Origin of the sequence: Agrobacterium sp. SUL3 (assembly GCF_001263295.1) — a bacterium.
Taxonomy (GTDB): Bacteria; Pseudomonadota; Alphaproteobacteria; order Rhizobiales; family Rhizobiaceae; genus Agrobacterium; species Agrobacterium tomkonis.
In genome coordinates this window covers 24064-38142 of the sequence record NZ_KQ414511.1, presented here as the reverse complement: position 1 = coordinate 38142, position 14079 = coordinate 24064, and the positions used below count along the sequence as shown (strand labels likewise).

At 60.0% G+C, this 14079-nt stretch carries 16 protein-coding genes; 11 read left to right on the top strand and 5 right to left on the bottom strand.

Annotated elements, in window-relative coordinates:
• Window positions 1–115: 115 nt before the first annotated feature.
• A complete protein-coding gene (locus AKG12_RS21325) occupies window positions 116–1408 on the top strand; it encodes a GGDEF domain-containing response regulator (RefSeq protein WP_052820331.1) in 1293 nt (430 codons plus the stop codon).
• A gap of 228 nt (window positions 1409–1636) precedes the next feature.
• Here AKG12_RS21325 and AKG12_RS21320 read toward each other — a convergent pair whose 3' ends face one another.
• A complete protein-coding gene (locus AKG12_RS21320) occupies window positions 1637–2398 on the bottom strand; it encodes an SOS response-associated peptidase (RefSeq protein ID WP_052820330.1) in 762 nt (253 codons plus the stop codon).
• A 10-nt stretch (window positions 2399–2408) separates the two neighbouring features.
• Window positions 2409–2732: a YnfA family protein gene (locus tag AKG12_RS21315; RefSeq protein ID WP_052820329.1), complete on the bottom strand. Its 324-nt coding sequence runs from the start codon at window positions 2730–2732 to the stop codon at window positions 2409–2411.
• A gap of 142 nt (window positions 2733–2874) precedes the next feature.
• Between AKG12_RS21315 and AKG12_RS21310 the strand changes: the two genes are divergently transcribed.
• The 9 genes from AKG12_RS21310 to AKG12_RS21270 all read left to right on the top strand — a co-directional run bounded on the left by AKG12_RS21310 (window position 2875) and on the right by AKG12_RS21270 (window position 8930).
• On the top strand, window positions 2875–3291 hold the full coding sequence (locus tag AKG12_RS21310; protein ID WP_052820328.1) for an NUDIX hydrolase: 417 nt from the start codon (window positions 2875–2877) through the stop codon (window positions 3289–3291).
• A 173-nt stretch (window positions 3292–3464) separates the two neighbouring features.
• Window positions 3465–3902, top strand: a complete 438-nt coding sequence (locus AKG12_RS21305; protein ID WP_052820327.1) for a TIGR02301 family protein — start codon at window positions 3465–3467, stop codon at window positions 3900–3902.
• Window positions 3903–4007: 105 nt separating this feature from the next.
• Entirely contained in the window at window positions 4008–4265 is a 258-nt protein-coding gene (locus AKG12_RS21300; RefSeq protein ID WP_003496894.1) for a hypothetical protein, read from the top strand.
• A gap of 14 nt (window positions 4266–4279) precedes the next feature.
• Entirely contained in the window at window positions 4280–5047 is a 768-nt protein-coding gene (locus tag AKG12_RS21295; RefSeq protein ID WP_052820326.1) for a hypothetical protein, read from the top strand.
• Window positions 5048–5169: 122 nt separating this feature from the next.
• Complete coding sequence (gene ygfZ, locus AKG12_RS21290; RefSeq protein WP_052820325.1) at window positions 5170–6018, top strand: CAF17-like 4Fe-4S cluster assembly/insertion protein YgfZ; 849 nt, start codon at window positions 5170–5172, stop codon at window positions 6016–6018.
• A 2-nt stretch (window positions 6019–6020) separates the two neighbouring features.
• Window positions 6021–6644, top strand: coding sequence for an HD domain-containing protein (locus AKG12_RS21285; protein ID WP_052820324.1), 624 nt, complete (start codon window positions 6021–6023; stop codon window positions 6642–6644).
• Window positions 6641–7159, top strand: a complete 519-nt coding sequence (locus tag AKG12_RS21280) for a tyrosine phosphatase family protein (protein ID WP_046798772.1) — start codon at window positions 6641–6643, stop codon at window positions 7157–7159. The genes AKG12_RS21285 and AKG12_RS21280 overlap by 4 nt, the downstream gene beginning before the upstream one ends.
• A 78-nt stretch (window positions 7160–7237) precedes the next feature.
• Window positions 7238–8059, top strand: coding sequence for a mechanosensitive ion channel family protein (locus tag AKG12_RS21275; RefSeq protein ID WP_046798771.1), 822 nt, complete (start codon window positions 7238–7240; stop codon window positions 8057–8059).
• Between the two features lie 184 nt (window positions 8060–8243).
• Complete coding sequence (locus tag AKG12_RS21270) at window positions 8244–8930, top strand: metal-binding protein ZinT (RefSeq protein ID WP_052820323.1); 687 nt, start codon at window positions 8244–8246, stop codon at window positions 8928–8930.
• Window positions 8931–9114: 184 nt separating this feature from the next.
• Here the strand turns inward: AKG12_RS21270 and AKG12_RS21265 are convergent, their stop codons facing one another.
• From AKG12_RS21265 to AKG12_RS21255, 3 genes are all read right to left on the bottom strand, one after another.
• The gene (locus tag AKG12_RS21265; RefSeq protein WP_046798769.1) at window positions 9115–9933 is read right to left on the bottom strand and encodes an ABC transporter permease; all 819 of its coding nucleotides are present in this window, start codon (window positions 9931–9933) and stop codon (window positions 9115–9117) included.
• Window positions 9930–10718 carry an ABC transporter ATP-binding protein gene (locus AKG12_RS21260; protein WP_046798768.1) on the bottom strand — a complete coding sequence of 263 codons (789 nt, stop codon included), beginning with the start codon at window positions 10716–10718 and terminating at the stop codon, window positions 9930–9932. Before AKG12_RS21260 ends, AKG12_RS21265 begins: the two co-directional genes overlap by 4 nt.
• Before the next feature lie 220 nt (window positions 10719–10938).
• The gene (locus tag AKG12_RS21255) at window positions 10939–11982 is read right to left on the bottom strand and encodes an ABC transporter substrate-binding protein (protein ID WP_052820322.1); all 1044 of its coding nucleotides are present in this window, start codon (window positions 11980–11982) and stop codon (window positions 10939–10941) included.
• Between the two features lie 290 nt (window positions 11983–12272).
• On the opposite strand from AKG12_RS21255, the gene AKG12_RS21250 reads away from it, so the two are divergent.
• Window positions 12273–13832, top strand: a complete 1560-nt coding sequence (locus tag AKG12_RS21250) for a VOC family protein (protein ID WP_052820321.1) — start codon at window positions 12273–12275, stop codon at window positions 13830–13832.
• The last annotated feature ends 247 nt before the right edge of the window (window positions 13833–14079 follow it).

Genomic DNA, 14079 nt, shown 5'->3' with positions numbered 1-14079 from the left:
CAGTTTTTTCCAAAACATTGCATAAGCCGACTTCCCAATCCGCAGACATGCGGATGACGAATATCCGGTGTTCGGGAAAGCGTGCGAAGACAGGCCAGGGGGGCTTGGGACGGCCATGCAGGATAAAATCCTTCTGATTGAAGATTCCGTTGCTCTTTCCATGCTGCTGAAGTCGCGGCTCTCGGAAGAGACCGAAGCCGAGGTCATTCATTGTGACAGCATGGCCGCCGCCGATACGCTGTTGCGCGCCCATGATTTCACGCTGGCGCTGACGGGGCTCAACCTGCCCGACGCACCGAAGGGCGAGATTTTAGCTCTTCTTTCCGAGCACAAGGTGCCGGCGATCGTCTTCACCGCAACGGTGGATGAAGAGGCACGCAAACGTTACGCCGAAAAGAAGATCATCGATTATATCGTCAAGGACGGGCACCGCACCGTCGATGCGGTGGTCAAGACCGTTGACCGGATTTTGACCAACCGGCGCTTTTCCGTTCTGGTGGTCGATGACGCGCGCACGGCGCGTTCCGGCCTGGTGGAAATATTGGAGCGGCAGAATTTCAAGGTCAGCGAGGCCCATTCGGGCAACCGGGCGCTGGAAATCCTGTCGCAGGACCCATCGATCCAGCTCGTCATCACCGATTACCATATGCCTGACATGGACGGTTATGAGCTGACGCGCCGTATCTGCGACAGTCGTTCCTCGGAAGATCTCAGGGTTATCGGCATCTCGTCCTCCACCGACCGGCTGCTTTCGGCAAGCTTCCTGAAGGCAGGCGCATCCGATTTCGTCTATCGCCCCTTCGTGCCGGAAGAATTGCAGTGCCGTATCGACAATAATATCGAAACGCTGAAGCAGCTGAAGCGCCTGCGTGAACTGGCTGAACGCGACCATCTGACCGGCTTGCCGAACCGCCGCTCCTTCTTCGAGCGTACCCGGGCCTTGATGGATATCATCAACGACAACGACGAAAACGGCGCGGTCGCCATTCTCGACATCGACCATTTCAAGAAGATCAACGACACACTCGGGCACGATGCCGGCGACCGGGCGCTGAAAAAGCTTGCCGAACTGCTGCACGACATGTGCCGTGAGAAGCGCCATATTCCCGCCCGCCTCGGCGGCGAGGAGTTCGCCGTGTTCCTGCGCGGGCTTGATGCCCGTGCCGCCTATCAGTTTTGCGAGGAACTGCGCGGCGCTGTTGAAAGCAATGGCCGCCAGCTCAGCGGCAGCAGCCTGGCGCTGACGATTTCGCTCGGCGTGGTGGAAATCGAAAAGGGCGAACCTTTCGACAACCAGCTGAATGCCGCCGATCAGCTGCTCTATCTCGCCAAGGCGAATGGCCGCAACCGGGTGTATTCCGACGTGATGATCCAGGAAGGCTTGCAGAAGATGGGGCAGAACAGCTGAGAGCCCTTCGAATAAGATAGCCGTTTATTGAAAATGGGCGGGTGCCGCTTGTTTCTTCTCCCCGCCGGGGAGAAGTCCGCGGCAGCGGGATGAGGGGGCAAGCTCTCCGTCTCTCGCCGGCGTCGCCCCCTCATCCGCCCCTTCGGGCCACCTTCTCCCCGCCGGGGAGAAGAAATGGGCGGCAACGTCCAGCCGTAAATAACTAGCCTCGCGCGCCACGCAAAGACGTCAAAACAGCGACATCTGCCCTTCATCCTTGGGCGGTTTGATCTTTGCCAGCGGCGCGGTTTCCGGCACCGGCTCGATGAGGTCAGCGCCGACATTGGCGACCTTGTTGACCTTGTCCGACACCGGGATCATCTCGAAGAAATCGTCCTGCGCCGGGCGCATCAGATCGGCCACCTCGCGCGGTTCCTGCGTCTTGCAGTCCAGCCAGCGGCTGAAATCCTCAGGCGCGATGACAACAGGCATGCGGTCGTGAATACGCCCGATCGCGGCATTGGCGGCGGTGGTGAGAATTGCACCGGTATCGACTTCCGAGCCATCGGCTGAGGACCATGTTTCCATAAGGCCGGCAAAGGCGACGATGCCGCCGTTTTTCGGGCGGATGAAATAGGGCTGCGGCTTGCCGCCCTCCTCCTTCGGCGGTCGTCGCCACTCATAAAAGCCAGTGGCGGGAATGAGCACACGGCGATGGCGCATGGCGGCGCGGAAGGATGCCTTGTCGATGGCGGTTTCCGAACGCGCGTTGATGAGCAAGGGAAAATCCTTGGGATCCTTCACCCAGCCCGGCAGGAAACCCCAGCGGACCAGCACGGCCCGGCGGTTGGGCAGGTTGCTGCCGCGCTCCTGCCGCTCGCCTTCCAGCACCACCAGAACCGGTTGCGTGGGCGCGATGTTGAAACGGGCGGGGAAATCCTCAAGCCCGATCAGGTCGAGATAATCGGCGATTTCTTCCGGCGTCGCCTTCAGGACAAAACGTCCACACATGATCTTCTCCTCAGGCGCGTGGGCCGAACAGAATGACGGCCGTGCCGGCAAGGCAGACGGCGCCGCCGGCGACATCCCATTTATCCGGCAGCTGCCCTTCAACGCCCCAGAGCCAGAGAAGCGATGCGGCGATGTAAATCCCGCCATAGGCGGCATAGGCTCTGCCCGCCGTCTCGGTCGGCACCAGTGCCAGCAGCCAGGCAAATGCGGCAAGCGACAGCATGCCCGGCAATAATATCCAGACCGGCTTGCCGAGTTTCAGCCAGGCCCAGAAGGCGAAGCAACCGGCGATTTCCGCAAGTGCCGCCAATACATAGATAAGATAGACCTTCATTCCACCGTCTTCTGCGTGCACAATAGAGCGTGTTGTTCTCAACAGGTTAGAGCCTCCGCGCCTTATCCGAAAGGGCGCATTGGCGCTCTCGCACCACAATATGCAGACAGGCCGGAGACGGCCGAAACGAGTGAAACCCTTCATGACCCTTCGCATCAAGCCCCGCCCCGCCTCCTCCGCCATCGTCAGGAATGGCGACCGGCTGCTTCTCGTGCGCCGGGCCAATCCACCGTCAAAGGACATGTTCGCCTTTCCGGGCGGCCGTGGCGAAGAGGGGGAAACACCGGCCGAGACCGCACTTCGCGAACTTCACGAGGAAACCGGCATCGTGGCGCGCAAACCGCAACTCTTCGCGACCTATGACCTGCCGTCACGCAATGCAGACGGCGTGCTGACCAGCCATTATTTCCTGTCCGTCTTCACGGTGGAAACGGATGCCGATCCGGCCGTGACGGCGGCCGACGATGCGGCGGATGCGGGCTGGTACACATTGGCGGAAATCCGCCGGCTGCCGGCACCTGAAAGCGTCGTCGAATGCGCCGAGCGCCTGTTTGCATGATTGCCAGCCAGCCAGAATCGCGATTATTTAGGGCATGTCCGCTCGCCGGATGTTCACGAGCCAGCAGTTCGCGAGCCAGTAGTTCACGAGCCAGTAGTTCACGAGCCAGTAGTTCACGAGCCAGTAGTTCACGAGCCAGTAGTTCACGAGTATGTGTGGGGCAGAATAGAATTTTGATACGATCAACCATTTTCCTGTCTCTTTTCCTGACCATGTTACCGGCCGGGCAAGAAGGCATCGCTTATGCGCAGCCTTCAAAAGCGGCTCCCAAGGAAGTACGACCTGCGGAAGTAACGCCGCCCAAACCCGCACCTTATGACGACAAGCTGGCACGGCTTTCCGAAATACTTGGCGCGGTGCAATATTTAAGAACCCTGTGCCCTTCTTCCGGTCCGGAGGACTGGCGCAGATCGATGAGCGATCTTCTGGCTGCGGACACGGCCAACGAACCCGAAAGACGCCAGCGCATGACGGCTGCATTCAACCGTGGATACCGCTCCTTTGCGGCCATCCACACCAGTTGCACACGCGCCGCCGTCATGGCAGAAGAGAACTACCGTAACGAAGGGGCAACACTCGCTCAGGAAATCGCGTCGCGGTTCGGAAATTAGCGGATTGTTAACCTCTTTTCGCCGCAGGCCGTGCCGTTTTGATAAAAGACTGATAGTGTTGTTAACAGGGTGGTAAGGACTTGCCCGCCCTGTCGAGGATGAAAAATGCAGACGAGCCGTAACGAAATCGACGATATGATCGTGCATGAAAAGATGCAGGTCGCTCTGGAACACCAGAACGAGGCATGGGCCGACGGCATGGCCGACGGCATCGAGCCTGAGATCATCGCCGATGCCGCCATTGCTCTGGCCATGCGCGAAACCATTCGCATGCATGGCGAAGCCGGCGCTGAAGCAATGCTGGAATCGCTGCGCCAGCGCATGCTTGAAGGTGAATTTTCTCCGCAGCGGGTGATACAGTAAAGCCGGGGTCTATCATGTCTTGCCTGAGCAAGGGGCTTTTGCGCTCTTCCGCCATGCTGTCCATCGTGCTTGCTTTGACCGCCGGGTCGGTTGGCTTGCCGAACCGCGCTTTCGCCCTTTCCGAGCTGAAACCGGCGCAAAACACCGAAAGCGAGCCGCAGGCCCAGAATGGCGATCAGCCGCAGCAGGCTCAGCCCGCGGAGCCGGACGAGATCGAAGGCGATTCGGAAGGTATTCCCCTGCCCGACCCTCTGGTTGACCGTTCCGCTGCCCAGACCAAGCAGCAATCCTCCAAGCCCGACAATGCTCCGGAAATGTCCGTCGTCATCGAGCACGACATTTCCAAGGCGCCGGAAGCCGTTCGCAAGCTGCGCCAGCAGATCATCGACGCAGCCGCTTCGGGTGATATCGAAAAATTGCGGCCCTTCATCGCCGCCGGCCAGAACGCATTCCGCATCGACGGCAGCGACAGTGAAGACCCGATCGCGGCACTGAAAAGCTATTCCGGCGATCCCGACGGGCTGGAAGTGCTGGCGATCATCATCGACCTATTGTCGACCGGTTATGCCCATATCGATGCCGGCACGCCGGACGAAGCCTATGTCTTCCCCTATTTCGCCGGAAAGCCGCTGAATACGCTGACGCCGCCGGAAAAGGTGGAGCTCTTGCGCATCATTACGGCGGGCGATCTGGCGGATATGCAGGAATATGGCAATTACAGCTTCTACCGCATCGGCATTTCGCCTGATGGCAAGTGGAAGTTCTTCACCGCTGGCGATTGATCGCCTCACGGTGCTTGCCGTTCTTCGGTAAAAATCCTAACTGTGCGGAATGAGCCGTCCGGCAAAGTGCATCTGCATTTTGCCGGAGATCGCGCAGTCTCGATGAACCGAACGGTGACGCCATGCCTTCCGCCTTTCTTGCCGACCGCCGCCTGATCAGAGTTTCCGGCACAGGCGCCGAGGAATTTCTGAACAATCTCATCACCGCCGATGTTGAAAATTTGGGCGAGGGCGAAGCCCGCGCTTCGGCGCTGCTGACGCCGCAGGGCAAGATCCTGTTCGATTTCCTGATTGCGCGCGACGGAACGGATTACCTGATCGAGACGGGTGCTGCCGAGCAGGATGCGTTGCTGCGCCGCTTGACCATGTACAAGCTGCGTGCGCCGGTCGATCTGAAATCCGAAGCCACCGAAGGCGTCAGCGTTTTCTGGAACGAGAATGCGCCGGAAGCAGGCATCAAGGATGGGCGTTTCGCCAAGACAGGGGTCGACCTATTCCGCGTGCCGGGCGCATCGGCCTCCGGCGACGCTGCAGCCTATGATGCGCTGCGCGTCGAACACGGTATTGCCGAATCCGGCCGGGACTATGCGCTGCAGGATGCATTTCCCCATGATGTGCTGATGGATGTGAATGACGGCGTTTCCTTCAGGAAGGGTTGCTTCGTCGGCCAGGAAGTCGTCTCGCGCATGAAACATCGCGGCACGGCAAGGCGGCGCGTCGTTACCGTTTCGGCGGAAGGTCCGCTTCCCGCCACCGGGACGGAGATTACCGCCAATGGAAAACCGGTGGGCACTCTTGGGACCGTTTGCGGCAACAACGCTCTTGCCATTGTGCGGATCGATCGCATTGCCGATGCGCTTGCCGCCGGCACGCCGCTTCTTGCAGAAAATGCCACCGTAACCGTGGCCCTGCCGGCCTGGAGTGGCCTTTCCTTCCCGGCCGCCGATCCGGCAGCGCGGGCGGAGGACTAGGCGTGGCTCCCGCAAAAGGTCCGCGCGCCTGGCAGCGCATGCTCTCCGGGCGGCGGCTCGATCTGCTCGATCCTTCGCCGCTCGACGTGGAAATCGCCGATATCGCCCATGGTCTTGCCCGCGTTGCCCGCTGGAACGGCCAGACGCGCGGCGATCACGCCTTTTCCGTCGCCCAGCACAGCCTCATCGTCGAGACGATTTTCTGCCGCATGTGCGCGGATGCGACGCCCGGCGACATGCAGATGGCGCTTCTGCATGATGCGCCCGAATATGTCATCGGCGACATGATCTCACCGTTCAAATCCGTGGTTGGCGGCGGTTACAAGACCGTGGAAAAACGGCTGGAGGCCGCCGTGCATCTGCGGTTCGGCCTGCCGCCGCATGCATCACGCGAATTGAAGGACCGCATCAAGAAGGCCGATACGGTTGCCGCCTTTTTCGAGGCGACGGAGCTTGCCGGTTTTTCCACCGCCGAGGCGCAGAAATTCTTCGGGCTGCCGCGCGGCATCACCCGCGACATGTTCACCATCACGCCGCTGCCCTCGACGGAAGCGCAGAGACTGTTCATCGAACGTTTCGAAGCAATCGAGGCGCTGCGCGTAACCAAGACCGGGAGCGCCAAATGACGGCCATCGTGGTATCGCCGCTGTCGCGGATCGCGGAAATGGCCGTGAAGCACAAGGCCCGCGAAATGGTGACACTGATCGCCAAGGAGCAGAGCTTTCACCGCCCGGCGGTGATTGCCGCCGACCGGCATCTGACGCTTGCCATGAACGACATCGCCTTCAAGGGCACCGGTGATCTTATCGCCCCTGATGATGCGCATGTGCTGAAGCTCATCGATTTTGCGCGTGAATGGGATCAATCCGCACCGCTGCTCATCCATTGCTGGATGGGGATTTCGCGCTCACCGGCCGCCGCCGTCATTGCAGCACTCAGCCTTTATCCGGATCAAGACGATAACGAGCTTGCGCTTCGCCTGCGCGCCGTCTCGCCCTATGTCACCCCCAATGCCCGCATCATTGCCATCGGCGATCGGCTGCTGGCGCGTGAAGGCCGGCTGGTCAAGGCAATCAAGGCGATCGGCAGGGGTGCCGATACCGACGGCAATGTGCCTTTCGTGTTGCCGCTTGGCGGCTGACGCCCGATTTTTGGCGGAACCCCTGCGGCACCCGTTCGTTACCAACCCTTAACAGCAATGAAAATCACGGGATAATTCATGGAACAACAGGCAACGGATATCATCGTCGCATCGCAGGCGGCCGTGCGGCAGGCGAGCGCGCTGGCGGTGCAATATTCCTTTTCGATCGTCGGCGCGCTTCTGCTGCTGATCGTCGGCTGGCTGGCCGCCACCTTCCTGCAACGCTGGGCTTTTCAGGGCCTGTCGCGCATTCGCGGTTTCGATGAGACCTTGGCCGGTTTCTTCGCAGGCGCCATCCGTTATGTCGTGCTTATTCTGGTGCTGGTGATGGTGCTTGGCCAGTTCGGCGTGCAGACAGCTTCCATTCTCGCGGCCCTTGGTGCTGCCGGTCTCGCCATCGGCCTTGCGCTGCAGGGCACGCTGCAAAACATTGCCGCCGGCATCATGCTTCTGGTGCTGCGCCCCTTCCGGGTCGGTGAATATATCGAGACCAATACGGTCAGCGGCACCGTGGTGGAAATCGGTTTGTTTGCCACCGAGCTCAAGACCAGCGACGGGCTTTACCGCCTCGCGCCGAATTCCACCCTTTGGAATGTACCGATCACCAATTACAGCCGCTTTCCCTCACGCCGCCACGAGCTGAGCCTGACGGTCAAGAATGACGACGATCTGGCTGCCGCACAGGATATGCTGATGCGCGTGGTGCGCTCGGAAAGCCGGGTGCTGCTGGACCCCTCCCCCATCACCTTCGTCGATTCCGTCAGCGCCGACAGCGCGACGGTCAAATTGCGCTATTGGGTGCGCAGCGACAGTTATTTCGTAACGACCCGCGATGTGACGAAGGCCATGAAACTCGCCTTTGATGAACGCAAGGCGGAAGTGAGCGCGCAGCCCGCCTGAGGCCTCAAAGCTCTCTTTTTGCCCTCCTCCATTTCTCAAGCGCGGTGGCCTTACCGGCCATCGCGCTTTTTCATTATGGCCCGCCCGCTCCCGCCTTGCGCCCCGCAAAAGACATCTCTATAGGTCGACTTGTAATGTTATTACGTAACCTACTTTTCGATGGCAGATATGAGAGGCCGAAACAATGCAGAAGACACACATCCTCGTCACCGGCGCGGTGGCACTTGGTTCCATGCTGCTGGTGGCAGCCGCTGCCACGGCCGCCGGGGGTGACAAATCCGCCGCCCACAGCCATGACCATGGGCACGATCACGGCCACCAGATGACCGAGGCGGAAAAGAAGATTTATAGCGGCTATTTCGAAGACGCCCAGGTGAAGCCGCGCACGCTTTCCGACTGGGACGGCGACTGGCAGTCTGTCTATCCCTACCTGCTGAACGGCTCGCTTGATTCCGTCATGGCCGAAAAAGCCGCCCATGGCGACAAGACGGCTGCAGAATATCGCGCCTATTACGACATCGGTTACAAGACGGATGTGAACCGCATCGTCATCAAGGGCGACAGCGTGGCCTTTTACAAGGAAGGCAAGCCGGTCGAAGGCACATATGCTAGCGACGGTCAGGAAATCTTGACTTACAAGAAGGGCAATCGCGGCGTAAGATACATCTTCAAGAAGACCTCCGGCGACGAGGCCGCTCCGCAGTTCATCCAGTTCAGCGACCATTCCATCGCCCCGGTCAAGGCAGGCCACTACCATCTCTACTGGGGGAATGACCGCAAGGCCCTGCTGAACGAAGTCACCAACTGGCCGACCTATTATCCCTTCCTGATGGACGGCGCTGATATCGTCAAGGAAATGGCGGCGCATTGAGCCATTGCAGGCTTACGGATTTCCACGGTTTGGAGAATGCCGAGCGAGCGCGTCTTTCGCCTTCTCCCCGAGGGGGAGAAGGTCGCGGTAGCGGGTTGAGGGGGCAAACTCTCGGTTTATCGCTGGCGTTGCCCCCTCATCTACCCCTTCGGGGCATCTTCTCCCCGGCGGGGAGAAGAAAGACTCACTGCCCCATGGTCGAGCGATGCGCCCAGCCGGTCATGCGCTTCTCCAGCCAGGCCATGATGGCGTACATGACGATGCCCTCCACCGCGAGCATCAGGAGGCCCGCAAAGACCAGCGGCACGTTGAACTGGCTCTGCGCCGAACTCATCATGTTGCCGAGGCCATAATTTGAGGCGACAGTCTCCGAGACGACCGAGCCGACGAAGGCGAGCGTGATGGCGATTTTCAGCGAGCCGAAGAAATAAGGCATGGAGCGCGGAATGCCGACCTTCAGCATGATGTCCATCTTCTTTGCGCCCAGCGCCCGCAGCACATCCTCGGTTTCCGGCTCGATCGTGGCAAGACCAGTGGCGACATTAACGACGATGGGGAAGAAGGAAATCAGGAAGGCGGTCAACACGGCGGGGACAGTGCCGATGCCGAACCAGATGACAAGGATCGGCACCAGCGCCACTTTCGGGATGGCGTTGAAGCCGATCATCAACGGATAAAGCCCGGCATAAATGGTTTTCGACCAGCCGATGAACAGGCCGATGGCAAGGCCGGCGACAACGGCGATGGCAAAGCCCAAAGTCGTCGTATAAAGCGTCTGCAGCGAATTCTTCCAGATCGGCGACCAATATTGCAGGATTGCCTGACCTACTCTCACGGGCGACGGCAGGATGGTGGGCGGCATTTTCAGCGCATATACCAGCAATTCCCACAGCACGAAGAGCGCCAGCGTATAGAGCCAGGGGGCCGCCTTCACCCAGTTGACGCGGGCAATCAGCGGCTTGCGCGGCTCAGCCGTAACGGTGCTTTCCATGATCGCGCTCATGCCGCCACCCTCGCCTGCGCGATTTCGCCATGCAGTGCCTGCACCATGTCGTTAAAACCCTTGTCATACATGAGATCGAGCTGCCGCGGGCGGGCGAAGGGAACGCGATGTTCCGCCAGCACGCGGCCCGGCCTTGCGCTCATCACGAAAATCTTGTCGGCGAGGAAGGTCGCTTCGCGCAGATCGTGGGTTACCAGAATGATGGTCACGCGCTGCGCGGCGTGCAGGTCACGGATGACACACCACAATTCCTCGCGGGTGAAGGCATCGAGCGCACCGAATGGCTCATCCAGCATCAGAAGTTCCGGCTCATGGATCAGCGCGCGGCAGAGATTGGCACGCTGCTGCATGCCGCCGGAAAGCTGCCATGGATATTTTGAGCCAAAGCCCTTCAGGCCGACGATCTCCAGAAGGCGCTCGGCTTTCGCGACATATTCCGCCTTGTGGGCGCGCAGACGGCGGCGGTGTTTCTCGACGATTTCCAGCGGCAGCAGGATGTTCTCAAGCGTCGTGCGCCAGGGCAACATCGTCGGGTTCTGAAATGCCATGCCGACGATGGAGACCGGCTCCGTGACCTGCCGCCCGGCAACGATGACATTGCCCTTCTGCGGAATATGCAGTCCCGTCACCAATTTCATCAGCGTGGACTTGCCGCAGCCGGAGGGGCCGACCACGGCGGCGAATTCGCCCTTGTCGACCGTCAGGTTCAAACCGGATACGGCCAGCGTTCCGGCCGACCCGCCGTAGCGCATGTCGACGCTGTCTATTTCCACGAGATGTGACATTGCTGTTCCCGTTTTAAGTTGCTGATCAGGCCGTTTAATCCCGCAGCGTTGCCGCTTGTTTCTTCTCCCCGAGGGGGAGAAGGTGGCCCGAAGGGTCGGATGAGGGGGCGACGCCAGCGATGGACGGCCCCCTTGCCCCCTCATCCCGCTGTCGCGGACTTCTCCCCGACGGGGAGAAGAAACTCGCGGCACCCGCTCGTTCAATCTGCAACGCCGCCCCTCAGGGAAGCATGCGCTCTTCCTTGGCAGGCAGGTAGGTCGCGTCGAACACCTGCTCCGCCTTCACATTGCCCTTCAGGCCCATGGAAACCTTCAAAGTCTCGATGGAAGCAGCAAGCCGGGCCGGATCAACGCCGCCCATGCCGTTTTCCACCACATAGGGCGTCTTGATGTTCATGCTGTTGGCCATGTTGAGGCGTTCCAGCTCAATGGCGCTGTCGAGCGTCTCATTGCGCTTCAGCACCGCCGCCACGCCCTCTTCCGGGGTCTTGACGGAATCGGCGAAGCCCTTGGCCAGCGCTTTGAGGAACCCCTTCACGGCATCAGGGTTTTTCTCAGCGAAATCAGTGTTTACCAACACCGCATTGCCATAAAGATTCAAGCCGTGCTCGGCCATCAGAATGGTCGAGATGTCGTCATCGGCAATGCCCTGCTTCTTCAAGTTGAGGATGACCGAAAAAGCGAAACCGAAGACGGCATCGACATCTCCCTTGGCAAGCATCGGTTCACGCACGGGAAAACCGATCGATTCGATCTTGATCTTGCTCTCATCGAGACCCGCGACCTGCTTGAAGGCCGGCCATTGCGCAAAGGCGCCATCCGGCGGCGGCGCGCCGAGCTTCTTGCCTTCCAGCGACTTCGGATCACCCGTGACGCCGAGCGACTTGCGACCGACGACGGCAAAAGTCGGGCGCTCATAAACCATATAAACGGCCTTGATCTTCTGGCTCGGATCCTCGTCGAGGAACTTCATCACCGAGTTGATATCGCCGAAACCCATCTGGTAGGCGCCCGTCGCCACACGCGGAATGGCTTCCACCGAACCATTGCCGCTGTCGATGGTGACATCGAGCCCTTCCGCCTTGAAGTAACCCTTGTCGAGCGCCAGCAGGAAGCCGGCGGCGGGACCTTCGAATTTCCAGTCGAGCGTGAATTTGACCGGCGTTTCGGCATAAGCGCCCGTCACCGGCAGCACCATTGCGGCGGCGGCGCCGATGGCAGCGATGCCTAGCCCTTTGGACAACAACCTGCGCGTTAAGAACATCTATTCCCCCTGATGGTTTTGTTGGATTGGTTGCATAAGAGCCAATTCCCACCCTCAAGGCAAGATAAAATTGCATACAAAATAGCCATTATTTTGTATGCTTATTTAATATGCAATTCGGATCGATATGGAGGCAAAAAGCTCAGTTTCTGCGCAGCGTGTGTGCAACGAAGCGCAAGCAATATCGTTCACGCAGAGAACACAGCGTTCTCATTTGCCGGGGTTGCGGATCAGGCGCAGCGTAGGACAAATAGGGCCACGAACAGCAGGCGAAACGACGGGACCGCAAGATGAATTCTGCACTGGGCATACACCACATCACCATGATCACCCGGAAGGTGCAGGCGAATGTCGATTTCTACGCCGGCTTCCTCGGTTTGAAGCTGGTCAAGCGCACCGCCGGCTTCGAAGACGCCATGCAGCTTCACCTGCTTTATGGCGACGACATCGCCTCGCCCGGCTCGCTTTTGACATTTCTTGTCTGGGAAGATGGCGGCCAGGGCCGTGTCGGTTATGGCCAGACACTGGAAGTCTCGGTAGCGATCGATCCTGCCGCCATCGGTTTCTGGCTGACGCGGGCACTGAAATTCGGCATCCGCGCCGAGGGCCCATCCGACGAATTCGGCGAGCCGGTCATCCGGCTGAAAGACCCTGACGGCCTGATCGTCAAGCTGGTCGGCACCCATGCCTTTGCCGATGCCACGCCGCATGTGACGGACGACATTTCTGCGCAGGACGCGATTCGCCGCATCTATGGTGCGACGATGCTGAGCGAGGTACCGGAAGAGACCGTGGCGTTTCTGGAAAAGCACTTCGGCTACCGGCAGGAAAGCCAGACCGGTGCGATCCGCAGGCTCGTGTCCGACAGCGGCGACATCATCGACGTGCGCGATGCCACCGGCTTCTGGTCCAGCGCACCGGGCACCGGCACGGTCGACCATATCGCCTTCCGCGCAGAGGATATGGATGAGCTGAATGCGGTTCTCACCGGGCTGAAATCGCTCAATTCCAGCACCACCAATGCCCATGACCGCAAGTATTTCCATTCGCTGTACGTTCGCGAACCGGGCGGCGTGCTGATCGAAATGGCAACCGACGGCCCCGGCATGACGATCGACGAACCGCTGGAAGCACTTGGCGAACAATTGTTCATTCCGCCGCTGTTCATGAAGGACGAGGCGGATGTGCGCGTCGCCCTGCCGCAATTCTCCATGCCGGGCGAGGAGCGCATCATCTATCGCGACCTGCCCTTCGTGCACCGGTTCTATACGCCGGAGGAGCCGGATGGCAGCACCATCATCCTGCTGCACGGCTCGGGCGGCAGCGAAACGAGCCTGATGCCGCTGGCACACAGGGCCGCGCGCGGCGCGACACTTTTAGGCGTGCGCGGCAGAAGCACGGAAGAAGAGATCGCCCGCTGGTTCCGGCGTTTCCCCGATTTCAGCTTCGACCAGAATGACATTGCGGCAGAAGCGGAGGCCTTTGCCGCCTTTGTCGAGGGTGCGGTCCGCTCCTATGGTCTTGATCGTTCGAAATTGCGGTTTATCGGCCATTCGAATGGCGCGAATTTCTATGCGGCCTTTGCCGCACTTTATCCCAAGCTTGCAGGAGACGCCCTGCTCTACCGCCCCATGCCGGTTCTAGATACATGGCCGCAAACAGATCTTTCCGGCCGGAATTTCCTGCTCGTCGCCGGCGAACGCGACAAATACCGCGACGGAGCAGCCGAGCTGCAAGGCCGGCTTGCGGCGAGCGGCGCAGAGGCACGGGTGGAAATGCTGGATGACGGGCATGATCTGGGGCTTGCCGATATAGAAGCGGCACGGCGCTGGCTGGCGGACGCTTCCTGATTTTCGATAGATGGGCATGCGCCGAGCGGATGCCACCCATTTCTTCTCCCCGCCGGGGAGAAGGTGGCCCGAAGGGTCGGATGAGGGGGCAACGTTGCCGAATCCCTCTACCGTCGCCCCCTCATCCCACTGCCGCGGACTTCTCCCCGGCGGGGAGAAGAAACAATCGGGACCCGCTCGCTCCCTGTTACCCCCTGCCATTCATCAACCGGGCCTTGCATAAATTCGCCAAAAGGGCTTTAAAAAC

What these genes read in the sequence shown, in the direction of transcription:
- AKG12_RS21325 (WP_052820331.1), top strand. Translation starts at nt 116, where the DNA reads ATGCAGGATAAAATCCTTCTGATTGAAGATTCCGTTGCTCTTTCCATG.
- AKG12_RS21320 (WP_052820330.1), bottom strand. Translation starts at nt 2,398, where the DNA reads ATGTGTGGACGTTTTGTCCTGAAGGCGACGCCGGAAGAAATCGCCGAT.
- AKG12_RS21315 (WP_052820329.1), bottom strand. Translation starts at nt 2,732, where the DNA reads ATGAAGGTCTATCTTATCTATGTATTGGCGGCACTTGCGGAAATCGCC.
- AKG12_RS21310 (WP_052820328.1), top strand. Translation starts at nt 2,875, where the DNA reads ATGACCCTTCGCATCAAGCCCCGCCCCGCCTCCTCCGCCATCGTCAGG.
- AKG12_RS21300 (WP_003496894.1), top strand. Translation starts at nt 4,008, where the DNA reads ATGCAGACGAGCCGTAACGAAATCGACGATATGATCGTGCATGAAAAG.
- AKG12_RS21295 (WP_052820326.1), top strand. Translation starts at nt 4,280, where the DNA reads ATGTCTTGCCTGAGCAAGGGGCTTTTGCGCTCTTCCGCCATGCTGTCC.
- ygfZ (WP_052820325.1), top strand. Translation starts at nt 5,170, where the DNA reads ATGCCTTCCGCCTTTCTTGCCGACCGCCGCCTGATCAGAGTTTCCGGC.
- AKG12_RS21280 (WP_046798772.1), top strand. Translation starts at nt 6,641, where the DNA reads ATGACGGCCATCGTGGTATCGCCGCTGTCGCGGATCGCGGAAATGGCC.
- AKG12_RS21275 (WP_046798771.1), top strand. Translation starts at nt 7,238, where the DNA reads ATGGAACAACAGGCAACGGATATCATCGTCGCATCGCAGGCGGCCGTG.
- AKG12_RS21270 (WP_052820323.1), top strand. Translation starts at nt 8,244, where the DNA reads ATGCAGAAGACACACATCCTCGTCACCGGCGCGGTGGCACTTGGTTCC.
- AKG12_RS21265 (WP_046798769.1), bottom strand. Translation starts at nt 9,933, where the DNA reads ATGAGCGCGATCATGGAAAGCACCGTTACGGCTGAGCCGCGCAAGCCG.
- AKG12_RS21260 (WP_046798768.1), bottom strand. Translation starts at nt 10,718, where the DNA reads ATGTCACATCTCGTGGAAATAGACAGCGTCGACATGCGCTACGGCGGG.
- AKG12_RS21255 (WP_052820322.1), bottom strand. Translation starts at nt 11,982, where the DNA reads ATGTTCTTAACGCGCAGGTTGTTGTCCAAAGGGCTAGGCATCGCTGCC.
- AKG12_RS21250 (WP_052820321.1), top strand. Translation starts at nt 12,273, where the DNA reads ATGAATTCTGCACTGGGCATACACCACATCACCATGATCACCCGGAAG.